The organism is Moraxella lacunata (assembly GCF_900453205.1).
GTDB classification, from domain to species: domain Bacteria; phylum Pseudomonadota; class Gammaproteobacteria; order Pseudomonadales; family Moraxellaceae; genus Moraxella; species Moraxella lacunata_B.
Window position 1 is genome coordinate 818,745 of sequence record NZ_UGQU01000001.1, and the last position, 25,621, is coordinate 844,365.

Consider the following 25,621-nt stretch of genomic DNA (forward strand, 5'->3'; position numbering starts at 1 on the left):
GCTATAATAAAGTATTTCAAATTAATAGAGCAACCGCCATGAAAACAAGCAAATACCAGCTTATTGTCATCCAAAACCAAACAACCGAAACTCATGCTTTAAATAGCAAAAAACCCCTAAAACTTAAAGCCAAGAAAAATACTGTTTATCAAATCATCAATGAAGAAGGAGAGGTTTTACACAATCCTGTGATGGAAGTGGTAGGCGATGACATTTATGTGTACTTGCCCGAGGATGTTAATGCATCTTTGCATCTTGAAAATTTTCAAGATGCTTTGCCCATCACTGACCCCACCGCCTTAAGTGATTTAAATGCCAGTCTTGCCACAGCAAATACGACAGCAGGCGGTGTTTTGCACTCTTCTTGGCTGGCTGGGCTTCTTGCCACAGGACTTGGAGCAACCATTTTACACCACGACAAAAGCACAAATGACCACCCTATTAAAAATATAAATGATAATCATTTCGTTCCAACGCCTGAGCCAACGCCTGAGCCAACGCCTGAGCCAACGCCTGAGCCAACGCCTGAGCCAACGCCTGAGCCAACGCCTGAGCCAACGCCTGAGCCAACGCCTGAGCCAACGCCTGAGCCAACGCCTGAGCCAACGCCTGAGCCAACGCCTGAGCCAACGCCTGAGCCAACGCCTGAGCCAACGCCTGAGCCAACGCCTGAGCCAACGCCTGAGCCAACGCCTGAGCCAACGCCTGAGCCAACGCCTGAGCCAACGCCTGAGCCCACCATTCCGCTTGCAATTACCATCAACGCCATTGACGATGGGGTGATTAACATTGCCGATAAGGCGTTGAGCTTTACTTTGACAGGGACGGTAAATTTTGACCCGACCACCAGCGAGCAACAAGTCATTGTCAAAATAGGCAGACAAGACCACCCTGCGACTTTGACAGGCAACACTTGGACGCTTGATGTCTCGGGCGAAACCTTAGCCTTTGCCGAAGGTAGCCAGACCTTGACCGCCATTTTGACCGCCAAAGACCACACAGGGGCAAGCGTCAGCACCAACGCCACAGGCAGTTATAATGTCGATACCCAAATTGACACACCTGTGATTACCTTTGACAATCTTACCAATGACAACATCATCAACCTTGCCGAAAGTAACGAAAACCTAGTGGTTTCAGGCACGGTAGAACATGCCAAAGACGGCGATATTGTCAAAGTCATTATTGGCGGAGTGTCGCAAGATGTGCCAGTACAAGGGGGCAAATTTAGCCTAACGGTGGCAGGTTCTACCCTAAAAAATCATACCAGCATTTTGGCAACCGTCATTACCACTGACACCGCAGGTAATACCGCCAAAGGCGAAAAAGACCACAGTTATGAAGTGGATACCGTTGCCCCCACACCCAAAATCACTCTCAATCCAATTACAGGCGACAACCGCATTGATTTAAGCGAACAAAATCAGCCCACAACCACAATCACAGGTAGCATTGGCAATTTTGTCAAAACCGATACCAACAAGTTTGTGCTGATTTGCCTATGCTCCACCTGCACAAACAACAACCAAAAAACCGTAGAAGCTCGTCTCAATGACGATGGCACATTCAGTGCTGATATTGCCACCGATGAGCTGACCAAATACGATAGCATTAGTGCCACCATCAAAAGCACTGATACCGCAGGCAATACAGGACAAGACACCAATACCCAAACTTATACGGTTGAACAACCTGTTATACCGCCATTGCCTACCGCCCCAAGCATTACCCTAAATCCAATTGCAGGGGACAACATTGTCAATGCAGCTGAGTTTAATTATGGCAGTAGCAATCCCAACATTGCTATCACAGGCAAGATTGAACGGGCAGATGTGGCAACTTCTACGGTTAAATTGGAATTTTATAAGGCGGGCGTGCTTGCCAAAACGGTCGATGCTAACCTTGGTGCTGATGGCATTTATACTTATCGCATTAGTGGTGCAGAATTGCACCGCTCTTATGATACCGTCAAGGCAATTTTGATGACAAATGGGCAAGAGTACAGCGATAGCCAAAGCTACAAAGCGGCCGCTTATTCGCCACGCTGGGGCGATGTTGTGCCGACTTTTGTTTCTGATGACAATGTCATTGACCAAAACGACACTTGGCAAGAATTTACAACCATGACAGGTACTTTTAATTCCATTAGAAATACGCTGACCGCAGAGGGTATTGAAAATGCGATGGATATTACCGTAACGGTGAATGGCAAGGCTTATGCAACTACAGTTACAGGGCAAACAGGCACATTTAGTATCAATATTAAAACCGCTGACCTACTTGCCGACACCGATAAAGTTGCTGATATTTCCGCCTATTTGTATGACAACGCAGGCAATAACGCAGGCACAAAAACCACCACTTTAAAATACAGCATCAATGACACCGACATTAGCACACCTGTTTTGACCGTCAATCCAATTGACAATATTAACATTGCCTATCAAAATACCAATCCAACCACCACTTTGACAGGCTTGTTTGAGATTGATGGCGATGTTGCCCTTGCCAATGCTCCGTTAACCATTGACATTGGTGAACAAACCTTTATTGCTCAAAAAACGGTAACCAGCTCTGGTAATGGTCAAAAAACCATCGGTACTTGGACACTTGATGTGCCAACCCAAGCTTTGATTGACGCAAATGGCAACCTAACCGCCAAACTTTTTGCCACCGACTACACCAATAACCAAGCCCAAGCAAACACGCCTGCTACTTACAAAGTAGATGTCAATGCCCCAAGCGTGGAAATCAAACTAAACGCCATCACAGGCGACAATGCCATTGCACCTAATGAAATTGCCGACAGCTTTACCATTACAGGCACGGTAACAGGCGAATATCAGACAAGCGATAAAGTAAGCTTAACCATTGGCAACGAAACTTATCATGTTGATGTGGTAAATGGTGAATTTAGCCAAGCCGTGCCAAAAGCGGTTATTTTGGCAAATACAGCTATCAACGCCACTTTAACCACACAAGATGAGCTTGGCAATACAGGCTTTGATGACGACAGCCTAATTTATAATGTTACTGCCAAAGACATTAAGCTAGAGTTTGACCCCATTACCAGCGACAACCTGATTAATGTCAGCGAACAATCCACCCTCCTTGAAGTATCAGGCAAGGTAACGGGAGCGGACGCTAAGGCAGGGCAAACAGTACAAATTAAAGTAGGCGAGCAAACCTTTACCACTACTGTGGGCATGGATTTGACTTTTAAAACACAAATCAATGGACAACTGCTTGCCAAACACCAAGGCTATACTTTATCCGCCCAAGTGCTTGATAATGGCGAATTTTTGGCATCCAATACCCATAATTATGATGTGCAAAATGATGTGTCGGCCAGCATTAAAATCACCCACATTGGCGATAATACCAGCGATAATGGCGTGGCGGACGGCTTTGGCTCGGTACGCCTAAGTGGCAAACTTGCCCTAAATGACAGCATTTTTGCCCAAGGCTACAACAGCGACAGCCTAGAAGCGATTGTGGTAAAAATTGGCGATAAGTCGTTTAACGCAGGCTTTAACCGCGATGACATGTCATTCCACATTGACCTATCAAAAAGCGAAGCAGATAGCCTAAACGGTCAAGCCATCAGCTATGAATTTATTACTTCTGGCACATTGTATTATTTGGCAGGTGCAGGCAATGCCAAAACCGTTCGCCAAGTCGGAGCAAGAGACGGCGTTGCCCAAAGCGAACTTGGCAAAATCAGCGTAGAATGGCAGGACAATACCAAAGCCCAAGATGGCACAACCACCCTAAGCACCCCTACCAAAACCACCGCTATTACAGGCATAGCATCAGGCTCGGCACAAGTAGGCGATGACATTACGGTTACCATTGGCGGTCAAAACTACACCACCAAAGTCCAAGACGGCAATGTCTTTGTGGTTAATGTGGACAGCGAAACGCTTGCCAAACACACAGGCAACATTACCGCCACACTTGCCACCAAAGACTTAGAAGGCAAAGCGATTCGTGTCAATGATGTTGTCATCTATAATAACGCCATACAATCCACAGGCGACTTTGTCAGCAAACATACGCACACAAGCCCTGCTGACCGCAAAATAAAGCATACTGATGATGATTATAATTTTGCCTATATGATTGACTCGGTGGCATCTGACACTCGGGGCGGATTTTTAAGTTATACGCACACGCCTTTTGGTGGATTTAGCGAAAATGGCACACCTGCTAAAATCAAATACTACTTTGCCACACAGGCAGAGACCACAAGCCCAGATTGGCAATATCAAGGGCGTGGCTATGTTGCAGAAGGTTCTACACGAGATTTTTCAGAGAACTTAAAAACCTTTGTCAAAAATAGCCTTGCCAAATATGCAGCCATTGCCAACGTTGAATTTGTGGAAGTTGGCAGTTATCAAGAAGTTGGTGGTGCTGGCATTAACTTTATCTATGGCGATGCCATAGGTGCATTTGCGTCCAGCGGAGCGTTTGCCTATGGTGGAGGGAATGTCGTCTTTGATACTGGTAACTTCTCCGACAATCCAAATCCTGGCAACTATCATCATTATTTGACCATGCACGAGTTGTTTCACACTTTTTCAGGCAAGCATACCGATGGCGTTTATAGCAAGTATGGTTTTGCCACACCTGAAGATTATACCTCTGAATTTTCGGTGATGTCATACAGTCCAAATTATCATTGGAACTTAGGATTTCAAGACCTAAGCCTATACGATGTCATGTATATGCACTATCGTTTTGGTGTCGCCAAGACGGTTAATGTAGGCGATGATGTTTATGGCTTTGGCAATTATGCTTCGCTTATCCAAGACGGTACGATTTATATCGCGGATGCAAGCGGTGTGGATACTTTTGATGCCTCTTATGAACAAGAAGGCGTAACAGTGAATCTAACCCCAGGTTCGTGGATTTATCGCACCAGCCAAAAATCAGACACCTTTGTCATCAAAGAAAAAACCACCATAGAAGGCAACAACGTCTACTTTGCCAACCAAGACCTGTCAGGCTATACCTTGTCAGGCAACGTAGGCAAGTACACGCACACCGACTATGTCAAAGGACAAGGCTTTATTGGCTATGGCACACAAATTGAAAACTTAAAAGGCTCAAACTTTGCCGATGTCTTAACAGGCAACAATGCAAATAACAACATCTTTGGTAATGACGGCGATGATATCATTTATGGCGGACTTGGCGATGATTATCTGGATGGCGGTCAAGGGGCGGATACGCTGATTGGCGGTCAAGGCAATGACAGCTATGTCATTGACAACACAGGCGACACCATTACCGAGCTTGCAGGAGAAGGCACGGATACGGTGTATAGTTACATTGATTATACGCTGGGTGAGCATTTGGAAAATATCACCTTGCTTGGCTATGCCAATCTTAATGCCACAGGTAATCGCGAAAATAACACCTTGATTGGTAATAGTGGTAACAACACGCTGATTGGTGGAGCGGGCGATGATACCCTAGATGGTGGGCGTGGCAGTGACACCTTGACGGGTGGTGATGGAGCGGATTATTTTAGATTTAGCACCCTGCTTGATGGCTCGGTGGATATCATCACCGACTTTGATATTGTCAATGACAAAATCGTTCTTGATGATGCCATTTTCACCGCATTGGCAGGACAAACCAGCGTGGGCGACTTTATCAAATACGACAGCACGACAGGCAATTTGAGCTATGATGCGGACGGTGCAGGTGTGGTCAATGCCATTGTCTTTGCCAACCTTGGCGCGGGACTTAATGAAAATCAAATCCAATATCAGATTATTTAATCCGATAAAGGTAAATTTGGGGAATGCAAATGCACTCCCCAAATTTTTTAACACAATGCTCCAACCTTCAAAACACACCGCCAAACAAGCATGGTTGCAAAATCCCATCATTGCAGATGACCAGTCATACTTTAATACTTACATCATGCAATTACAATTAATAATTAATTTTATTTAAAAAATTTATTTTTCATTTAAAATTCAAATTATAAAAATAATGATTATTTGCTTAACATTTTAAGCCCTTTTTGTTATTATGGTATTTGTTAGCACAGGCTATCATTTTTACAACCCACCAGGAGAGAAAATTTATGAGTACCAATCAAATCGGTCTTGAAAAAGCAGAACTTACCCCCGTCATCAAAGCCCTAAACGCCCTACTGTCTAGCTACCATCTGTTTTATATCAACGTACGTGGCTATCACTGGAATGTCAAAGGCGAGCATTTTTTTACCCTGCACCCAAAATTTGAAGAGCTGTACACCGAGCTACAACTACAAATTGACGAAATCGCTGAACGCATTCTAACCCTAGGTGGCACGCCATTACACGCATATAGCGATTTTGCTGAGCGTTCTAGCATCAAAGAAAACAAAGGCGTGTTTGATGGTCGTGGCTGCGTAGAAGGCGTGGTTAAGGGCTTGCAAACACTTATCGAAGAGCAACGAGCCGTTGCTGAGCTTGCCGAAGGAGCATCTGACCAAGGCACGTCCGACATCGTAACAGGCTACGTCCAAGCCCAAGAAAAAGAAATTTGGATGTATAACGCCTTTTTGGGTTAATCCAATCATTTACCCCATCATTTGACCCAAATAAATAAAAAGCCCTTAACTTTGATTAAGGGCTTTTTGCCATGCCTGTTTATAAAAGGAATAACAACATCAGCCAAACGCAGGCACACGCTTAGGAATGGCGCTCAAAAATTCATTTCGGGCTTGATTGTCCGTCTCATACACCCCAAGCATACAGGTGGTGCGGGTGGTGGACTGCTGTTTGCCCACACCACGCATCATCATGCACATATGGCTTGCGTCCATGACGACCGCCACACCACGACAGTCTGTGAGTTCATGGATGGCTTGGGCGACTTGTTTGGTTAGGTTTTCTTGGATTTGTAGGCGTTTGGCGTACATATCAACAATGCGAGCCAGTTTGGATAAGCCAAGCACCTTACCATTTGGTAGGTAGCCGATGTGTGCCACACCAAAAAACGGCAAAATATGATGCTCGCACAATGAATAAAATTCAATGTTTTGCACAAGTACCAAATCAGCATTATCACTGGCAAAAATGGCATTATTGGCAACCGTATGCAGGTCTTGATGATAGCCTGCCGTCAAGTCCCGAAAGGCTTTGGCGGCACGCATGGGCGTATCAAGCAGTCCTTCACGGCTTAGGTTTTCGCCACTGGCAGAGATGATATTGGCGTAGTTCTGGGCGGTGGCTTCGACATCAAAAGAAAAGGCGGGCGTGGCGTGGCTGTTGCAATGTTGGCACATGGTATTATCAAATAAAAATAAACGTGATATTATAGCGAAAAAGACAAGATTTGCCAAATGGTTTATGTGCTTTGCGGTGTCAATGGGTTATAATTTTTGCTTTTTAAATTTACCCTTTATAAAACAACCAGATTAAAACAAATGGCGATTTTATTAAAAAGTTTACAATCGTTCCTAAATTTTCCCCATTTGCCAAAATCTGTGGTATAATGCTAACAATTTTAACTAAATGCGTGGAGCGACTGATGTTATTAAAAGGTCAACGATTTGTGGTAACGGGCATTGCCAGTAAGCTGTCGATTGCGTGGGCGATTGCCGAATGCTTGCACCGTGAAGGGGCAGAGCTGATTTTGACTTATCCCAATGACAAAATCAAAAAACGGGTGGATATGGCGGCCGAGACCTTTGGGGCGGTGGCGGTGTTGCCTTGCGATGTCAGCTCGGACGATGAGATTGCCAAATGCTTTGATGAAGTGGCTCGCATTTGGAGCGATGGGGTGAACGGTGTGGTACACGCCATTGGTTTTGCCCCTGCCGAGCAGTTGGACGGTGATTTTACGGACGCCACGACCCGTGAAGGCTTTGCCATTGCTCATGATGTGTCTAGTTATAGCTTTGTGGCACTTGCCAAAGCCAGTCGTGAACTGCTTGCCAAACGTCAAGGTTCACTACTTACTTTGACTTATGAAGGCAGTATTTCTGTATTGCCAAATTACAACGTCATGGGACTTGCCAAAGCCAGTCTAGAATCGTCCGTGCGTTATTTGGCAAGCTCGCTTGGCAAAGAGGGTATTCGTGTCAATGCCATTAGTGCAGGCCCGATTCGCACACTTGCTGCTAGTGGCATCAAGTCGTTTCGCAAAATGCTGGACGTTACCGAAAAAGTAACACCCCTTGGGCGTAACATCAATCAAATGGAAGTGGGTAACGCCGCCTTATTCCTGCTATCGCCTTGGGCGAGTGGTATTACAGGCGAGATTTTGTTTGTGGACGCAGGGTTTAACACTGTCGGACTAAGCAGTGAGCTTATGGAGCTGGTGGCGGACGATACCGAGTAAGGCACACCCAAGGTTTGTAAAATTTTGTAACATTTTAACAGCACACAATCAAGCACGTCTTGTGTTGTGTGCTTTTATTTTTGTCCAAAGTTTTGTAAACTAATTGGTTTGTTATCACTCATTTATCGGTCATGCAAAACCAACTTCCCACTTGGGTACTGTGTGGGGCGGTGGTGCTGGCATTTAGTGCTGGCATTTTGAACACAACCGCACTCATGGGGTTTACCCACGTTTCGGCATCACACGTTACGGGCAACATCAGCCTGCTGGCGGTAACGTCCTTTCATCATGACTGGGAAAACCTGTGGCTACTGCTCGTGTCGGTGGGCTCGTTTTGGCTTGGCTCGGTGCTAAGTGGCATGATTATCGGGGGCAGTGAGCTCCACATCAAACGTCATTATGGCTATGCCATGTACCTAGAATTTGTCCTGCTCTGTGGCAGTCTGTGGCTGTATCTGTCGGGCAACGACTACGGGCAAATGCTCATCGCCATGGCGTGTGGACTACAAAACTCCATGGTGGCAACCTATCACGGGGCGGTGGTGCGTACCACGCATCTGACAGGGGTAACGTCCGATTTAGGGGCAACTGTGGGGCATTGGCTTGTGGGGCGAAAGGTCAGCCTTGCCAAGGTGGTGCTACAAAGTGCGTTATGGTGGGGATTTTTTGGCGGTGGCTTTGTGGCGGTGTGGCTGTACGCCAAATATGGCTATTGGTCAATGCTCCTGCCCATTACCATTATTTTTCTGTCAGCAATCAGTTATATTCATATGGAAAAATGGTTTCACCGCTCCGAGCGTATGATTAAATTCATGATAATAAAACGCAAAAGAAAAAGATAGGGTGGGGTTTAAAAATTAATAGGGGAAATTTTAATATTAATTGTAAATTGATCATTAAAATATGATTAATTAAATACTTGTAATTTTAAAAATGTATTTTTTAATGAATATTTGGGCGAATATAATTCGCCCCTACATATCCCAATTTAATAATATCAAAATAAATTAAAATAAATTAAAATAAATTAAAATCAAATGATTTAAAAGAAATTAAGATAATACTTTATAGACAACTCAATATTATGAAATCAGTCATTTTAATATGAGCCCTACCCGTCCACTTTAAAATTTTCCAAATCAGGCAATTCGGGCAATTCTTTTAAATCAGTCAAACCAAATGCGTCCAAAAACGCTTTTGTGGTGTGCAATAAGGCAGGGCGACCCAACACGTCTTTATGTCCCTTTTCCATAATCCAACCCTTATCAAACAGTTGGCGTAAGATATGGCTAGACACGCTCACGCCACGAATATGCTCGATATCCGAGCGAGTTACAGGCTGTTTATAGGCAATGACACTTAAGGTCTCTAACAGGGCTTGGCTTAGGGTCTCTTGGCGTTCGGGGAACACCTGATGAATAATGCGACTGTACGAGTCCTTGATTTGCAAGCGATAGCCACTGGCGGTCTTGGCAAGGGTCAGCACGCTGTGCGACAAACGCTCTTCTAGCACCGCCAGTGCCACGTCAAATTCATCTTGGCTTATCATTAAATGCTTTTTTAAATCATCTGCCGTCAAAGGCGACTCGCTGGCGTGCAGTAGTACTTCAATATAGCGACTTAACGCTGTGGCAGTGGCGTGGGTGTTTTTGATGTCATCAGCGATATTGTCGCTATCGCTGTTGGGTGTAAGCGTGGATAAAGGTTGGTTGTTTTGCATACGATTGCCTAATGATTAATGAAGCCAATATAAAGTCTGCTCGGACAAGTCAAAGCCGGTGTTATTGATGTTAAATAAAGGGTCTTTTTGCTTGCCTTTTTTGGACGTGGGCGCGTCCATGACTTCAAGCTGAAAACTTTGGGCGATGTCCACGTTTATCTCGCTTTTGAGTAGGGCGTCATCACCGTCAGCAAAGCCAATCAGCCCCCGTTTTAGAAGTTCAAGCACCGCCACAAAACTCACGACCACGCCCACACGCCCCTGCGTTTCATCGAGCAATTCAGCAAACGTGCCAGAACCTTGTTGGCTTAACATCAGGCTAATCTTGGCGATACGCTCAGGTAGTGGCACAGGGTCGGTCTTGATGTGGTGCATTTGATAATCAGGCTTGATTTGCATATTAATCAAGCTGTTGATGAGTATCTGGGGCGAGTAGCTTGGCAGTTCGGCTTTCATGGCTTCGCTACTAGGCAGGCTCGTAAATGCCAAAAACACATCACGTTCTAGGCGGATTAGGCTATCTAATCGACGACTGGCTTCTTTGATTTGGGCATATTCTTCTAGCCGTCTGATGAGTCGTGCTTTGGGGCTTAGCTCCTCGCCTGTGATTTGTGGCTGGGGGAGCAAAAGTTCGCTTTTTATGGCGATGAGCGTACTTGCCATAAGCAAATAATCGCCCGCCAACTCAAAATAAGTATCATCAAGCTCTTTGATATAAGTCAAATACTGCTCGGTAATCGGCAAAATGGCGGTCTCGGTCAAATCAAAATTATTCTTTTTGACCAAATACAACAAAAAATCAAGCGGGCCTGCAAATTGTTCAAGCCATATCGCAAATGCTTGGGGCGGAATATATAAATCATCGGGCAATGATGAAACAGGCGTATCAAAAATACGGATAGGGGTGTCAGTCATGGGGTTGGCGTTGGGATAATCATGGTATATTTATTTTAAATAAAATGGTTTATTTAAAATTGAAAAATTAAATCATAAATTGAGGTGTTTTTAATTTAACAATGGTAAATTTGTAGGGGTAAATCATATTTGCCCTATGGTTATTATGTGAATTGGGCGAATTGCAATTCGCCCCTACACGTCCACATTTTTGAAGTTATTTTAAATCAATAAAACCAAATCAATTAATATTTAATTCTTTGTATTTTAATGCTTCTATTTCTTTTTGGTGCTGTTTAATAACCCGTCTGGCAGAATTTTTAATCAATCTATGCACCGCAGGATTTTGACTGTCCAAATCCATAAGGATAATCGGCTCAATTTCCTGTTTTTGAATATCAGATTTTAAAAATTCTTCAAAAGAAATTCGCATGGCTTTTCCTTATTTCAACTTCGCAAGCGGTTTAATCCCAATCGCTCGTCTGGTTTTATCCAGTTGTTTTTGGGCAACACGGCGAGCCTTAACCGCCCCCATTTGCAAAATCTCTTCAAGCTCCTTAGGATTTGCCATAAGATGAGCGTATTTTTCACGCATGGGAGCAATCTCACCGTCAATCTTATTAAACAAAATCTCCTTAGCTTCGCCCCAACCGATACCACGTCTATAATGCTCGGCAAGGGCATTTATCTCATCAGGCATGGCAAAGGCTTTATAAATCTCAAAAATATTACACTCATCAGGATTTTTGGGTTCTTCGGGGGCTTGGGAGTTGGTTACGATTTGCCCAATGGCTTTTTTTAACGCCTTTTGTGGGTCAATGGTGGGGTTGCCGTCCCCAAAGAGCGGAATGGTGTTGCCATAGGATTTGCTCATTTTGCGACCGTCAAGCCCTGTCAGTAGGGGCGTGTTTTCGTCCGTTACGGCAGTCGGTAGCGTGAACAGCTCTTTGTATTTGAAATTAAACGTCCCTGCAATGTCTCGTGCCATTTCAATGTGCTGAATCTGGTCTTTACCAACAGGGACGTGCGTGGCGTTAAACATCAAAATATCCGCACTCATCAGCACAGGATAGCTAAACAGCCCCATGCTGATACCAAAATCAGCGTCTGTGTCTTCTTTGGCAAGGTTGATATCCACGCTCGCTTTGTAGGCGTGGGCTCGGTTCATCAGACCCTTGGCACAAGAGCAGTTTAAAATCCACGCAAGCTCAGGAATCTCAGGAATGTCCGATTGGCGATAAAAGGTAACTTTCTCGGGGTCAAGACCGCACGCAATCCAAGTGGCGGCAATGGCTTTGGTGGAGCGATGAATCTCATCGGGGTCAAAACATTTGATAATCCCGTGATAATCCGCCAAAAAGAAAAAAGCGTCATCATCGGAATTTTGTACCGCTTGAATGGCAGGACGAATCGCCCCGACATAGTTGCCCAAATGGGGAATGCCTGTGGTGGTAATGCCTGTTAAAATGCGTTTGGTGGTTGGTTCGGTCATGATTTTCTCTTAATGTTTAGTGTTAAATTTTATACTCAATTCAATCCAAAATATAAAAAATTAGCTCAATTCACATCAATTCTATATTTATATTTTGAAGTAAAAAAGATTATATGTTTTACAATGGTTTTTATAAACCCGCCTTAATGCGTTTATCATCAGCATTTAGCATTGCCATGATGCGTTTGCTTTGCTCGTCAATATTTTCATTATCATCGGCAACATCATTTTTTAAAAAATTGGCGTATTTGGCAATTTCTGGCAAAATGGGTTTTTTGGTTGGTTTTTGGGCGGATAATAAAAGCACGGTATCATCATCAAAATTTGCCAAAACATCATCATCAAGCACAATCAAGCGATGAGAGCCAAATTTTTCAACCAATTCTCTTGTGGTAAGTTGCATGGTTTTATCCTTATCAAAATGAATGTAAATTATAGCAAATTTTCTAATAATTTTCTTTAAAAATAAGTTTAACCATAATAATCCGTCCCGTCCGCCTGCGTTTTAAACCGCCGATGAAACCACATCCATTGGGTAATATCCTTTTTGATACTATGTTCCATGATGTCGTTGATACGCTGGGCGTCCGCCACTTCATCATCGCTTGGGTAATTGTCAATAACAGGCGATAGGCTAATATGATAATGCGGGCGTTTGCCTTTGGGGATATTGTCAGGCGTTTGTCTTATCATATCAAAAGCGATAAAAACAGGCGGATTTTTTTTATTCATGCTGGCAAATCGTCTTTGGGCGGTAATAGTTGCAGACGGCACACCAAAAAATGTCGCCATAACCCCATGCTCCAAGCCAAAATCTTGGTCAGGGCTATACCAAATGACTTTACCGTCTTTAATCCGACTGATGAGTTTTTTCATATCACGGCTATTAATCTGCTCATCAAAAATATGACGGCGACCATTATAAATAAACCATTCCAAAAGCGGATTGTTTTGTTTGCGGTACATACAATCAGCAGGGAAAAATTGCGTACATAGCCGACCACCCAAATCTAATGTCGTAAAATGCCCGCCCAATAATATCACCGCTTTATTTTCTTTTTGGGCGGTGATTAAATGCTGTAAACCTGAAATGCTAAACGTGCGTTTAAAAACATTGGGGCGAAACCATGCATTTAGCGTCTCAAAAATACCAATGCCTTGATTGACAAAAACTTGTTTGGCGATTAGCACTTTTTCATCATCGCTTTTATCAGAGAATGCCAAAGTTAGATTGGTGAGCGTATCTTTTACCCGTCTTTTTATTAACATATATGCCAATTCGCCAATTTTTCTACCAAGCCAAAACTGGATACGAAGGGGTAAATAAATAAGCGGTAAAAATATCATCAAGGCAAACCAAATCCCCCAATATTTTGGCAATAAAAATTCCCATTGAAAAGAGGCTTTGTCCGCCATGCTCGTTTGTTTGTGCGTGGCGGTCAAATCGGGCATTTGGTTTAGGCGAATGCTAGGGTTAAGGTTGGGGTGGTCGCTACATTGCTCACCACAGCAGGATTTTTTGTTCATTGTATTCGCGGTTTTGTGATATTTACAATATTTTCTTTTGATAATATTGATGTATTATAAACTTTTAAAAACAAAAAGCCAATGAATTTTTAATTTAATAACAATTATTTTATAAGTATCATTCAAAATAAATCCCAAATTCTTGGCAAGTATCTTTAAAATCTTGACGAAATTTTTTGGCATTAAATCCGCCTAATTGTTTGTATTTTTTCTCCAAAATTTGCATGGAGTGATAAAAAACACTCAAAGCATACTGACGAATTTCATTGTCATCATTTAAGGTGTCTAATATTGTAAAATCAGGCACAGCTGTATAATGCCCAACATTATAATAAAAATCGCCATCATTCACCCTTTTTTGAAAGCGAAAATTAAAGGGCTTATAATGTTCTACCAATAATAAATCTATCCAAAGATGCTCCATTGTTCCGCCATAATCTTGGTTTAAGACTTGTTCTATTTTTGGTAAAATGTCATTTAAGGCATAACTTACTTTCTTATATTTATTTTCAGAAATATTGTCATAAAATTTAACTTGCAAAGGCGTACCTTGTTCTCTTTCTCGGCTTTTTGAGTAATGAATAAGATGACCTTTGGTAAACGAACCAAGGTTATTAAAAATGACAATTTTAGTCATTTCTTGGTTCATTATTTGTATGTCTTTTTTGCCCACATAAGGTAAAATAAGGGGTGTTAATTCTGTGGGCATTGCCAAATAACTTTTGTTAATATTGATGCCAACATATAAAGGCACATTACCAAAAAATTCACTCAGCATTTCTTCAAAATTGTCTTTTTGAAATGAATCACCTTCGCCCAGATAATCATATTCATTATGAGTGTGAGTATCGGTATATTTTTTATCATTAAAAATATTCTGTACCCGACTAAATGTATGGAGTTTATTAAATAAACGATAAATCTCTTTACTGTTCATTGTGGATTTCCCTTATTTTTAAAATTAGTTAAATAAAGGTAGAATAAGTGATTGCATGTCATTTAATACCTGTTGTTTTAGATTTAAAAAATAAGAATTATTTTTTGTGTGTTTTTTTAAATCATCATTGTTAAATTCATAAATAAGCTCTTGTCCATTATTGGAAATCTGTTCTTGGTGGCGAAAATCAGTTAATTGGCAGAATGTTGCTCTTTTGTCATTACAATAATCCGTACCAAAATAAATGGTAAAGGTTATTGAGTGATTGGTGGTGTTTAACTTTCTAATTGTGATAATTTGACGAAAGTAATTTTGCTCACGATAAAAATTTAACCCATTTTTCTTAAATCCAAAATGGTGTAAAAATTGATAAATTTCATCGGTAAATTGCTTAAAAGCAAGGTTGGTTAAATCGTTGGACATTGTTACATTTATACCCAAGAGAATGCATTGGCTGATTGTGGAGATAAATTATATCCCCACAATCAATTTTTGTTTAAAATTCAACCCAAACTCTCCAATTCGTCCCATCGCTCCAATTTTTCCAATAACAACTCATCAATCTCCCCAAGTCGCTCACTATACTTTGTGGCAAGTGCCAAATCAGAGACAAATAATGAGCCATCCGCCAACTTTTCATTCAATTCGCTTTGTTCTTTTTCAAGTTCGGCGATTTCATTAGGCAAACTTTCAAGTTCTCGCTGTTCTTTATAGGACAATTTGCGTTTTTGGGTGTTTGACGAATTGACGGCATTATCCGTTTTTGGGGTTTCGCTTTTTGCTTTTTCTATTTTTTCGGTTTTTGGTTTGGGAGCATCTTTTTCGGCTCGTTGTTTTTGCACCAAATAATCTTGATAACCGCCCACATATTCGGTTATCGTGCCATTGCCATCTTTGTCCGTACCAAAAACCCAAGTTTGGGTAACGACATTGTCCATAAAGGCACGGTCGTGGCTAATCAGCAAAATCGTCCCATCAAAACCTGCGACATATTCTTCCAGAAGTTCCAAAGTCGCCATATCAAGGTCGTTGGTCGGCTCGTCCAGCACCAAGACATTGGCGGGTTTTAATAGATTTTTGGCAAGCAAGACCCGTGCCTTTTCGCCCCCTGACAGGGCTTTGACGGGCGTTCTGGCACGGTTTGGCGTGAACAAAAAGTCCTGCAAATACCCCAAAATGTGCGTGCGTCTTCCGCCCACGTCCACATAGTCCGAGCCTTCGGAGACGTTTTCGGCAACCGATTTATCAAAGTCTAATTGGTCTTTTAATTGGTCAAAAAAGGCGATGTTTAGGTTCGTACCGAGCTTGACCGTACCGCCTACTTTGGCAGAGTCATCAAGCCCAAGCACGGTGCGGATTAGGGTCGTTTTGCCCACGCCATTATTGCCGATGATGCCGACTTTATCGCCACGCATGAGCAGGGTGCTAAAATTTTTGACCAGTATTTTGCCGTCATATTGTAGGGTTAAATCCTTGACTTCACAGACGATTTTTCCTGATTTTTCGGATACGTTTTGGGTGAGTGAGACGTTCCCCACCACATCACGGCGTTGCTTTCGCTCTTCACGAAGTGCCTTTAGTGCACGCACACGCCCTTCATTACGAGTACGCCTTGCCTTAATGCCTTGGCGAATCCAAATCTCTTCTTGGGCAAGTTTTTTGTCAAATTCTTCAAAGGATTTTTGTTCACTGGCAAGCTCCAACTCCTTTAATTCTTGATAGCGAGCATAGCCCTTGACCCCTTGTGTTACGTCATAAGTGGAGAGTTTTCCCCTATCCAATTCCACAATGCGAGTGGCAAGATTGTCCACAAATTTGCGGTCGTGCGTGATAAATAGCACGGTCAAATTTTGCCCGAGCAGGTAATTTTCTAGCCAATCAATGCTCTCCACGTCCAAATGGTTGGTCGGCTCATCAAGTAGCAACACATCAGGCTTAACCACCAACGCCCGAGCAAGCAAAACCCGTCTTTTTCGTCCGCCTGACAGGTCGGCAAGGCGGTCTGTAGGATTTAGCCCCATGTTGTCAAGCAAGGTGCGAGCGTTGCGTTCTAGCTCCCAACCGTGCAAAGCGTCAATCTCATGTTGCACGTCCGTCATACGCTCGCAGGCGGTCATGTCGCCCATCCCACATTTGTCCGATAGGTCGTGGTATTGGCGAAGCAGGGTTGCCACTTTTTCATCGCCATTCATGACAATGTCAAGCAAGGTGCCGTCATCGCTTGGTACGTCTTGGGCAAGCATGGCAATCTTAATACCGTCTGCGATGATAATCTCGCCGTCATCAGGGGATTGCGTGCCGTCAATGAGCTTAAAGAGCGTGGATTTGCCTTCGCCATTTCGTCCGATGAGACACACCCGCTCGCCTGCATCAAGGCTAAAATTAACGTGGTCTAAAATGGGGGCAACGCCAAAGGCAAGGGAGATATTTTTTAGATGAATGAGTGCCATAATTTATTTTCAATGATAAAATGGGGCAATTATAGCAAATTTTACACCTTAAAGGGGGAAATAAAATGACCGACACCTACGCTGATATTACCGATTTACAAATCAAAATCGCCTATCTTGAAAATACGGTAGATACCCTAAATAATGTCATCGCCCAGCAAGATAAGACCTTAAAGGACTTACAAGACCAATTAAAGCTCATCTATAAATTCTTAGAAAGTCGTGATGATGACGGCATTGCTCCGTTTGATTTACTCGCAGACAGGCCACCGCATTATTGAGTAGGTAAAATAAAAAACGGTATTTAATTTATAATAATTATTCTTATTTGTAATATTTTATCCATAATTACAAAAATTTCTGATAAAACGGCAAAAAATAGTGATTTTGTGCGATTTTTGCTATTGCGTTCGTGTTTATTTTGTTTTAATATGTAGCGATGAAACATTTGTTAAAACGTTTGTTATACGATTGTAAAAACAGTTGTATGAAGTTTTAACCAAATTTCTAGGCGGTATGTGCGACATACGGAAATTTTATGGTAATCATTGGAGTGGTTCTATGTTTAACTACAAACATTTAGCAGTAGCGATTGCATCCATCAGTGCAGTTGGCGTGGCAAACGCGGCAGGTCTTGACCGTTCAGGGCAGGACATCACGGCATTTTTACAAGATGGCACTTATGGTGAGGTGGTCTACACCTATATTGATGCGGACATCTCGGGTAAGGATACATCTGGCAACTCAATCTCTGACATCGCCGAAACCTATGACTTTGCTCGCTTTGGTGTGAAAGCGGACATTAATGACACGTTTAGCGTGGGCGTTCTCTATGATGAGCCATGGGGTGCAGCGGTACAGTATGGTGGTGATAACAATTTTGTCTCCAAAGGTGTAGATGATATTGTTGCTGTTTTATCAGAAGGTAGAGTTGGGTCTGTTACTGAGGCACAAGTGGGTTTGGCTCAGGCTCAGCAAGGCATTACGCAACTGCAGACAGCCATTGCTAATGTGCAGGCAGCAGGTGGAGATGCAACCGCCTTACAAACGCAATTGACGCAAGCACAGGCACAAGCTGCAAGTTTAGGTCAATTGGTGGGTGCCTCTCAGGTAATGTCCCCAGCTTTGGCAGGTCAACGAGATCAGGGTACCAATGTAGAGATTCGCACCCAAAATGCCACCTTGTTGATGGGGGCAAAATTAGGTCGAAATAAAAACTTTCAAGTTTACGGTGGTCCTGCTTTGCAACGCCTAACTGGTGAGGTTCATTTACGTGGCAATGCTTATCAAAGAGCTACAGGATATGATGCTAAAATTAGTACCGATACCACGACAGGTTGGGTGGCAGGGGTTGCTTACCACAAGCCCGAAATTGCTCTAAAAGCAGCTCTTACCTATCGCTCTGAGACTGAACATGAGAGTAATATTGCTGAGGTGTTTCCAACTGCGACTCTTTTAGGGCAAAATGCCAATAGTTCTTTGCCGTTTAGTGTAACTTTGCCTGAGTCTTGGAATCTAGACTTTCAAACTGGTGTTAACCCAACCACACTCTTGACTGCCAAAGTGCGTTATGTACCATGGTCGGATTTTGACATTCGCCCAACGAGATATACACAGTTAAGTGGATTACCAATCATCAGTTATGACAAAGACCAATGGTCGGCGGAAGTTGGTTTGGGTAAAAAGGTTAGTGACAAGCTGGCTGTATCGGGCAGTGTCGGCTATGACAGTGGAGCAGGCAATCCTGTTAGTACGCTTGGACCCATCAAAGGTTATTATAGCCTAGGACTTGGAGCCAAATATAACGTTACTCCAGAATGGTCGGTATCGGTGGGTGGCAAATACCTGAAATTTGGTGATGCTACCGCTCAGTTGCCTAATGGTGTAAAAGTGGGTGAATTTGATGATAATGATGGCTTTATCGCAGGTGTGAAGCTAGCCTATCAGCAAAAATAACCAAAACCCCAAATTCCCAAAAAACGGTTTGAGTATTCAAACCGTTTTTTAGTTTACATTTACAAGCCTTTTAACTTGCATAAACAATCAATTTTTATTATAATAACCAAATTAACGATATCGGGATTATTTCATAATTTATTATTATGAGATTTATCAACATTAGCTTACCAACTTCGGGAGAATACACCTTGCGTCCATTCAAATCACTTTTTGCGCTTATGCTATCTATCCCGCTTGTTGCCTGTGGCGACAAACCCAGCGAGACAACAAATACAGCCGCCAGCAATGAGCCTGCCACAACCCATGTTCAAGTCACCGATAACAACTTGCCCGTATATCGTGTTGGGACAATGCCAGACTATGTCCCTTATGGTGTAAGCGATGAAAAAGGACAGATTGGTGGGTTGGACATAGACATCTTGCAAGCGGTTGCCAAAGACCAAGGATTTGTCATTACCACTCACAGCGTACCATGGGACATCATGCCAGAAGCGTTAAACAGCAATGAAGTTGATATCATTGCCAATGGTTTGGCGGGCGATGATTATTCCCAAGACACCATTGTTGCCACTAACAGCTACATGCAGTCTGCTGACTGTATTTGGGCAAAGGATAAGGAAAAATTGGCGAACTGGCAAAAAGGCATCATTGCCACGCCTGATGTGGCGGACATGAGTGCAGAGCTTGCTAAGAACTTTAATATCAGTGAGTCGCAGTTTGTGATTGACAAATTAGAATTTGGCAGTTTACAAAGCTTGATTCATGATAGAGCGGACGTGGTAGTAAGCGATTGCGTGGCATTAGATTATTTTGGTAAACGAGAAGAGTTTAAGGCATACCAGTTTGAAAAAATGATCGTGCCCGATTCGGATTTGCCTGAGCAGTCCAACTTAGTGTTTATGGTACGCAGAGAAGATAGTGAACTATTAAACAAAATCAATCAAGGACTTGCTAATATCAAAAAAAGCGGTGAACTTGCCCAAATAGAACAAAAATGGCGCTAAATCCTTTGGTGTTAAAATTACTAACAAACCACTTGTTTCTAGCAAGTGGTTTTTGTGATTTTTCATGTCAAAATATATGCTAAAAATCGCATTTTGGCATAAAATCTGCTATCATAAGCCAAATTTTAACTTTATTATCTAATATGAAAATCCTACCCGAAAAACAATTTCTCATCGCTCCGTCCATTTTATCAGCCGATTTTGCCCGTTTGGGCGATGACACAAAAGCCGTGTTAGACGCAGGGGCGGACGTGGTGCATTTTGATGTCATGGACAACCACTATGTACCAAATTTGACCTTCGGAGCGATGGTCTGCCGTGCCTTAAAAGATTATGGCATTACCGCTCCGATTGATGTGCATCTTATGGTAAAGCCTGTCGATAGAATGATTGAGGAATTTATCAAGGCAGGGGCGGATATTATCACGTTCCACCCAGAGGCATCTGAGCATATTGACCGTAGCTTACAGCTTATCAAGGGCAGTGGTGTTAAATGTGGGCTTGTCTTTAACCCTGCCACGCCCCTATACTACCTAGATTATACCATTGACAAACTTGACCAGATTTTGATTATGAGCGTAAACCCCGGCTTTGGCGGACAAAAGTTCATTGACGGCACGCTTGATAAAGTGCGAGCGGTTCGCCGTATGATAGATGAGCGTGGGCTTGACATTCGCTTGGAGATTGACGGCGGTGTCAATCCTGATAATATCCGTGCGATAGCGGATGCTGGCGTGGACATGTTCGTGGCAGGGTCGGCGATTTTTGGTAAAGATGATTATCAGACGGTCATTGACAAAATGCGTGATGAGCTTGCCAAGTCCGATTTTGCCAAATAAATGTTTTTCTATTTGAAAATATGAATGTAGGGGCGAGCCACATTTGCCCTAATACCATAAACCAAACCAATGAAGTAATTGTAATTAACTGTACCTTTGGATAAAGTTGTAGGGGCAAATTACATTTGCCCTTTGATAACGTGTTGATTTTTGGGCGAATTGCAATTCGCCCCTACACGTCCAAATTTTAAAATATATTTTTATTTAATAATACCCTAATGAAATAATTATGCAAGAGACTAACCCCACCCCCAAACCCCCAAGCCTTGTCCCCATTGGTGTAACCATTGGGCTTGCTCTTTTTGCCCTTGTACTTGCCTTGGCAGGGTATGGCTTTCGCCTGTTGGCAGGGCATGATGTGGGGGCGGTGGTGCGTCATGCGTCTGTGGTGGTGTCGTTTTTTATGATAGTTGTGCCTGCGTTGTTTGTTGGTGGGGCAAAAATTTTAAATAAATTTAAAGGGGCAAATATCCAAACCCAGAACGCCATCACGCTTGGGTATCTTACATCTGTTGTGGCGATTTTGACGATTATGGGGCGGTATAGCTGATGGCAAATTTTAAAATAAGCAACATTTTACCTGACCGTTTTGTGCCAAAGGACATTCCCAAAGGCTTGATTTTGACCCTTATCATCGTCATCATGCTCACAAGTCTGTCCGCTTATCGTTACGGCAATGGCAACAGTATACAAGGCATGCTCCATGTCCTAGAAAATTGGGTGCTATACCTTGTGTTAATCCCAAGCTGTACCGCCCTTGTCAGCATGCCCATCAAATACCGAGATGACAGCTTTGATGTGCGGATGGCGTATTATTTGGGCATGTTTGTGGGACTGTTATTTATGATGGCAAAACTTAGATATTGGCGTTAAAACAGTTGCAATCACTGGCTGTTTTTGGTATAATGCCAAGCTAACAATTTGGCAAAAAGCCAATCACAGATGACAGAACACCACCCCAATCGGCGTGGTGTTTTTAGCTATGTATTGATAATTATCAGGAGAGACCATGCAACGCTATCCCATGACCCCACAAGGACACGCCGCCCTAGAAGCAGAATTAAAACAGCTCAAAACCGTGGAGCGTCCACGCATTACCGCTGCCATTGCCGAAGCTCGTGAGCATGGCGACCTAAAAGAAAATGCCGAATACCATGCCGCTCGGGAACAGCAAGGGCTGTCCGAAGCACGCATTCGTGACATCGAAGCAAAACTTGGCGGGGCTCAGGTCATTGACCCAACCACCCTACCCCAAGACGGACGTGTGGTGTTTGGTGTGACCGTGGTCATCGAAGACGTGGATTCGGGCGACCAAAAACGCTACAAAATCGTGGGCGAAGATGAAGCGGATGTCAAAGTCGGCAAAATCTCGGTCGGCAGTCCCATCGCCAAAGGCTTGATTGGCAAGTCAGAAGGCGATGAAGCCAAAATCCAGACCCCAAGTGGTTTGGCAGAGTATGAGATTGTTGAAGTTCTATACGAATAATGAGCTTTGCCAGTCGCCGCAGATAACACAAACAACACAACTTACTAAGGTCGTCTTATGAAACACTTGCATTTACTCATGGTTGTGATTACCATTGGGCTGTTTTTATATCAAACAGGGCTGATTTTCGCAGGCGGTCAGGTGACCCAGTCACGCACCTTTAAGATAGTAAGCCATGTCATCTATCTGCTACTGGTTGGCAGTGGGCTGTATTTGATGTGGCAGTTGTGGCAAGTGGCGGGGGCTCAGTATTGGGTGGTTGTCAAGATTATGCTGTTGGCTGTGGCGGTCTCTGCCAATATCAAGGCTCTGCGGGCTCCGCTACTGAGCCAAAAAAAGGCAGGCATGGTGATTGCAGGTATCGCCTATGTGGGGATTTTGGTATTGGCAGTGACTAAGCCCATGTTGTGATATATGATGGCATTCAATGTGCTTAATACCATCTTGTCACGACCGATGTTTTATGGGTAGCGATATTTGTTAATGTTTATTGGCTAAGGGTAACTAAACACCCCAGCCATTTGCCATTTAAAAATACAATTATCACAATTTTTTCACAAACGTTTTTCACATACTTTTTCACACAAACACCCTTTGCACCAATATCATATACAAAATCGTCCCCACACCAATGGAGATAAACATATTTTTTCGCCACAGGTGTAGCCCCACGACCACCGCCCCTGCGATAAACTCCGCCATGCCGTGATATTGCCCCAAAATATCCACATTTTTGTAGCAATACACCACAAGCAGTCCAAACACCGCAGACGGCAACGCCTTGCCCAGATATTGCACAAAATCAGGGACTTTTTTGTGAGCAGGAAACGCCCAAAACGCCACCCAACGGCACAGCTGAACAGCAACAATGGCAGTAGCAATGGTCAAAAGTTGTTCGTTTAGGGTCATTTTGCCACCTTGTTGGTCAATTTGTCATGTAGTGCCGAGCGTCTAACGGTCAAGTACACCAAAATGCCAAGCATGGCAGGGATTAAAAAATTACTCTTGCCAAACACCACCAACGCCAACGCCGTCATGCCAATGCCAAGAAGCGAGCTTTCGTGCGTGGCCTCCCTACCCCATTGCTCCACAAAAATCACCAAAAACAGTGCCGTCATCGCAAATTCCGCCCCCTTCAAATCAAAGGGCAACACCGCCCCCATGACCGCCCCCAGCGCCGACCCTGTTACCCAATAAATATGCAAAAACAGCGTAACGAGCACCATAAACCACGCCTTATCCACACCTGCCTTGTCCGTGTCGGCGGTGTAGTTAATGGCAAAACTTTCGTCCACCATGCCTGCAATGAGATACCAGCGTTTCCACCCTGTGATACTTCGAAATTTATCCAGCATGGATATGGCATAAAAAATCTGTCTGGCACTAATCATCGCCACAAGCAAAAACACCGATGACGGGTTAAACGCCATGATAAGTAGCCCTGCCACGATAAATTCCACCGACCCTGCAAAAATCAGTACCGCCATGATGATGGGATACCATGGCGAAAAGCCGAGCGAGTGCATATACACCCCATACGCCATGCCCAAAAACAAAAAGCCCGACAAAATGGGCAAGCTCTGGGTAAAGGCGTATTTGGCGGTGGTTTTAAAACAATAATCGGTGGTCATGGTGTGGGCAGGTTATAAAAAGAGAAATATTTTACTTGAAAAGACAACAACTTATCATGACAAATTATTATCCTTTAAAAAGCAAAAAGTTTGTCATGCTGAGTTTGTACAAATCAAGCGATTTTGGCAAAATTATGTTAAAATAGCCTTTTGTTATTTTGTAATTTTATGATGAAAACCTTATTATTTAGCCTAGCATTGGCACTTACCCTAACCGCATGCGGACAAAAAGGGGCGTTATATCTGCCCGAAAAATCCTCCACCCCACCCCACTCCACCCCAACGCAAGGCGAGTCTGTGGATATGCCTGTTAGCACCGATTCCAATGATTATTGACTTTATAAATTTTGATAAATAAAAAAGAGAATCCCATGAGTAAAGTTATCCCCCTATTAAACAAAGACGGCATTGAAAAGATGAAAGTGGCAGGACAACTTGCCAGTGAAGTCCTACAAATACTAGATCCCCACGTCAAGGCAGGGGTAAGCACGGGCTTTTTGGACGATTTGGCGTATAAGCACATCACCGAAATCCAAAACGCCATTCCTGCTTGCCTAAACTACCACGGCTACCCCTACACCCTATGCACGTCTATCAACCATGTGGTGTGTCATGGTATGCCCGACCACGAGCGTATCTTAAAAGACGGCGACATCATCAACATTGACGTAACGGTCATCAAAGACGGCTATTATGGCGACACGTCCGCCATGTGGATTATCGGTGAAGGCTCAGTCATGGCAAACCGCCTATGTAAAGTCGCCCAAGACGCTCTGTATGCTGGTATCAGCGTGGTCAAAAACGGAGCAAGGCTTGGCGACATCGGGGCAGAGATTGAAAAGATTGTCCTACCCGAGCGGTTTTCTATCGTGCGTGAGTTTTGTGGTCATGGCATTGGCACAGAATTTCACTGCGAACCCCAAGTACTACACTATGGCAAAGCAGGGACAGGCGTGGAGCTAAAAACCGGCATGGCACTGACCATTGAGCCGATGATTAACCAAGGCGTATGGCAAACCAAAATTATGAAAGACGGCTGGACGGCTATCACCAAAGATAGGAAACTCTCCGCCCAATGGGAGCATACGCTCATCGTTACCGATAACGGCTGTATCATCACCACAGGGCGACCTGATGAGGATTTGAGCTGGGTGAAAAGCTAGATACCCAACTTAATATCAAAACAAAGACCCGACTGAGCCATTGGTTTTTCTCGTTGGGTTTTTGACCTACCATGCCACATTTGCACTCCCAACAATAAGGTCGATTTTAGCAAACAGCTCGTCATACACCTAGCACAAACCCGACCCTTTTATCACAAACCAATTTTAACCAC

Annotated in this window: 26 protein-coding genes; 14 read left to right on the plus strand and 12 right to left on the minus strand. The window is 43.4% G+C overall.

Features of this window, described 5'->3' with window-relative positions; translation table 11 throughout:
- Positions 1 to 38: 38 nt before the first annotated feature.
- Positions 39 to 5,789: an Ig-like domain-containing protein gene (locus tag DX073_RS03900; RefSeq protein ID WP_115005726.1), complete on the plus strand. Its 5,751-nt coding sequence runs from the start codon at positions 39 to 41 to the stop codon at positions 5,787 to 5,789.
- 311 nt (positions 5,790 to 6,100) lie between these two features.
- Positions 6,101 to 6,571, plus strand: coding sequence for a Dps family protein (locus DX073_RS03910; protein WP_115005730.1), 471 nt, complete (start codon positions 6,101 to 6,103; stop codon positions 6,569 to 6,571).
- 99 nt (positions 6,572 to 6,670) lie between these two features.
- Here the strand turns inward: DX073_RS03910 and folE are convergent, their stop codons facing one another.
- Positions 6,671 to 7,288, minus strand: coding sequence for a GTP cyclohydrolase I FolE (folE, locus tag DX073_RS03915; protein WP_115005732.1), 618 nt, complete (start codon positions 7,286 to 7,288; stop codon positions 6,671 to 6,673).
- 245 nt (positions 7,289 to 7,533) lie between these two features.
- Between folE and DX073_RS03920 the strand changes: the two genes are divergently transcribed.
- Both DX073_RS03920 and DX073_RS03925 read left to right on the plus strand, forming a co-directional pair.
- Positions 7,534 to 8,346 (plus strand): enoyl-ACP reductase FabI, encoded by an 813-nt coding sequence (locus DX073_RS03920; RefSeq protein WP_115005734.1) that lies wholly within the window; start codon positions 7,534 to 7,536, stop codon positions 8,344 to 8,346.
- Between the two features lie 131 nt (positions 8,347 to 8,477).
- A complete protein-coding gene (locus DX073_RS03925; protein ID WP_115005735.1) occupies positions 8,478 to 9,188 on the plus strand; it encodes a YoaK family protein in 711 nt (236 codons plus the stop codon).
- Positions 9,189 to 9,457: 269 nt separating this feature from the next.
- Here DX073_RS03925 and scpB read toward each other — a convergent pair whose 3' ends face one another.
- The 9 genes from scpB to DX073_RS03970 all read right to left on the minus strand — a co-directional run bounded on the left by scpB (position 9,458) and on the right by DX073_RS03970 (position 17,366).
- Positions 9,458 to 10,066: an SMC-Scp complex subunit ScpB gene (gene scpB / locus DX073_RS03930; protein WP_078273592.1), complete on the minus strand. Its 609-nt coding sequence runs from the start codon at positions 10,064 to 10,066 to the stop codon at positions 9,458 to 9,460.
- Positions 10,067 to 10,081: 15 nt separating this feature from the next.
- Positions 10,082 to 10,981, minus strand: coding sequence for a segregation and condensation protein A (locus tag DX073_RS03935; RefSeq protein WP_115005737.1), 900 nt, complete (start codon positions 10,979 to 10,981; stop codon positions 10,082 to 10,084).
- 220 nt (positions 10,982 to 11,201) lie between these two features.
- On the minus strand, positions 11,202 to 11,393 hold the full coding sequence (locus tag DX073_RS03940) for a hypothetical protein (protein ID WP_115005739.1): 192 nt from the start codon (positions 11,391 to 11,393) through the stop codon (positions 11,202 to 11,204).
- Between the two features lie 9 nt (positions 11,394 to 11,402).
- On the minus strand, positions 11,403 to 12,452 hold the full coding sequence (gene trpS, locus DX073_RS03945; protein ID WP_115005741.1) for a tryptophan--tRNA ligase: 1,050 nt from the start codon (positions 12,450 to 12,452) through the stop codon (positions 11,403 to 11,405).
- Positions 12,453 to 12,582: 130 nt separating this feature from the next.
- Entirely contained in the window at positions 12,583 to 12,855 is a 273-nt protein-coding gene (locus DX073_RS03950; protein ID WP_115005743.1) for a hypothetical protein, read from the minus strand.
- A gap of 68 nt (positions 12,856 to 12,923) precedes the next feature.
- Positions 12,924 to 13,904 (minus strand): LpxL/LpxP family acyltransferase, encoded by a 981-nt coding sequence (locus tag DX073_RS03955; RefSeq protein ID WP_258556882.1) that lies wholly within the window; start codon positions 13,902 to 13,904, stop codon positions 12,924 to 12,926.
- Between the two features lie 193 nt (positions 13,905 to 14,097).
- Positions 14,098 to 14,916, minus strand: coding sequence for a hypothetical protein (locus DX073_RS03960; RefSeq protein ID WP_115005747.1), 819 nt, complete (start codon positions 14,914 to 14,916; stop codon positions 14,098 to 14,100).
- 24 nt (positions 14,917 to 14,940) lie between these two features.
- Positions 14,941 to 15,339, minus strand: coding sequence for a hypothetical protein (locus tag DX073_RS03965; protein ID WP_115005750.1), 399 nt, complete (start codon positions 15,337 to 15,339; stop codon positions 14,941 to 14,943).
- A gap of 80 nt (positions 15,340 to 15,419) precedes the next feature.
- Positions 15,420 to 17,366: an ATP-binding cassette domain-containing protein gene (locus DX073_RS03970; protein WP_115005752.1), complete on the minus strand. Its 1,947-nt coding sequence runs from the start codon at positions 17,364 to 17,366 to the stop codon at positions 15,420 to 15,422.
- Positions 17,367 to 17,431: 65 nt separating this feature from the next.
- Here DX073_RS03970 and DX073_RS03975 point away from each other — a divergent pair, with 65 nt between their 5' ends.
- The 8 genes from DX073_RS03975 to DX073_RS04010 all read left to right on the plus strand — a co-directional run bounded on the left by DX073_RS03975 (position 17,432) and on the right by DX073_RS04010 (position 23,065).
- Positions 17,432 to 17,647, plus strand: coding sequence for a SlyX family protein (locus tag DX073_RS03975; RefSeq protein ID WP_115005754.1), 216 nt, complete (start codon positions 17,432 to 17,434; stop codon positions 17,645 to 17,647).
- Between the two features lie 280 nt (positions 17,648 to 17,927).
- Positions 17,928 to 19,322: an OmpP1/FadL family transporter gene (locus DX073_RS03980; protein ID WP_115005756.1), complete on the plus strand. Its 1,395-nt coding sequence runs from the start codon at positions 17,928 to 17,930 to the stop codon at positions 19,320 to 19,322.
- A 146-nt stretch (positions 19,323 to 19,468) separates the two neighbouring features.
- The gene (locus DX073_RS03985; protein WP_115005758.1) at positions 19,469 to 20,329 is read left to right on the plus strand and encodes a substrate-binding periplasmic protein; all 861 of its coding nucleotides are present in this window, start codon (positions 19,469 to 19,471) and stop codon (positions 20,327 to 20,329) included.
- A gap of 143 nt (positions 20,330 to 20,472) precedes the next feature.
- Entirely contained in the window at positions 20,473 to 21,168 is a 696-nt protein-coding gene (rpe, locus tag DX073_RS03990) for a ribulose-phosphate 3-epimerase (RefSeq protein WP_115005760.1), read from the plus strand.
- Positions 21,169 to 21,397: 229 nt separating this feature from the next.
- A complete protein-coding gene (locus tag DX073_RS03995; RefSeq protein ID WP_115005762.1) occupies positions 21,398 to 21,718 on the plus strand; it encodes a hypothetical protein in 321 nt (106 codons plus the stop codon).
- Positions 21,718 to 22,041: a hypothetical protein gene (locus DX073_RS04000; protein ID WP_115005764.1), complete on the plus strand. Its 324-nt coding sequence runs from the start codon at positions 21,718 to 21,720 to the stop codon at positions 22,039 to 22,041. Before DX073_RS03995 ends, DX073_RS04000 begins: the two co-directional genes overlap by 1 nt.
- Before the next feature lie 136 nt (positions 22,042 to 22,177).
- Positions 22,178 to 22,654, plus strand: a complete 477-nt coding sequence (gene greA / locus DX073_RS04005; RefSeq protein ID WP_065256375.1) for a transcription elongation factor GreA — start codon at positions 22,178 to 22,180, stop codon at positions 22,652 to 22,654.
- A 57-nt stretch (positions 22,655 to 22,711) separates the two neighbouring features.
- On the plus strand, positions 22,712 to 23,065 hold the full coding sequence (locus DX073_RS04010) for a SirB2 family protein (RefSeq protein ID WP_115005765.1): 354 nt from the start codon (positions 22,712 to 22,714) through the stop codon (positions 23,063 to 23,065).
- 168 nt (positions 23,066 to 23,233) lie between these two features.
- Here the strand turns inward: DX073_RS04010 and DX073_RS04015 are convergent, their stop codons facing one another.
- Together DX073_RS04015 and DX073_RS04020 are read right to left on the minus strand one after the other, a co-directional pair.
- Entirely contained in the window at positions 23,234 to 23,563 is a 330-nt protein-coding gene (locus DX073_RS04015) for a branched-chain amino acid transporter permease (RefSeq protein ID WP_115005766.1), read from the minus strand.
- Positions 23,560 to 24,285: an AzlC family ABC transporter permease gene (locus DX073_RS04020; RefSeq protein WP_115005767.1), complete on the minus strand. Its 726-nt coding sequence runs from the start codon at positions 24,283 to 24,285 to the stop codon at positions 23,560 to 23,562. The genes DX073_RS04015 and DX073_RS04020 overlap by 4 nt, the downstream gene beginning before the upstream one ends.
- Before the next feature lie 168 nt (positions 24,286 to 24,453).
- Here DX073_RS04020 and lptM point away from each other — a divergent pair, with 168 nt between their 5' ends.
- Positions 24,454 to 24,621: an LPS translocon maturation chaperone LptM gene (lptM, locus tag DX073_RS04025; RefSeq protein WP_258556866.1), complete on the plus strand. Its 168-nt coding sequence runs from the start codon at positions 24,454 to 24,456 to the stop codon at positions 24,619 to 24,621.
- 35 nt (positions 24,622 to 24,656) lie between these two features.
- Entirely contained in the window at positions 24,657 to 25,448 is a 792-nt protein-coding gene (gene map / locus DX073_RS04030) for a type I methionyl aminopeptidase (protein WP_115005768.1), read from the plus strand.
- Positions 25,449 to 25,621 lie beyond the last annotated feature (173 nt).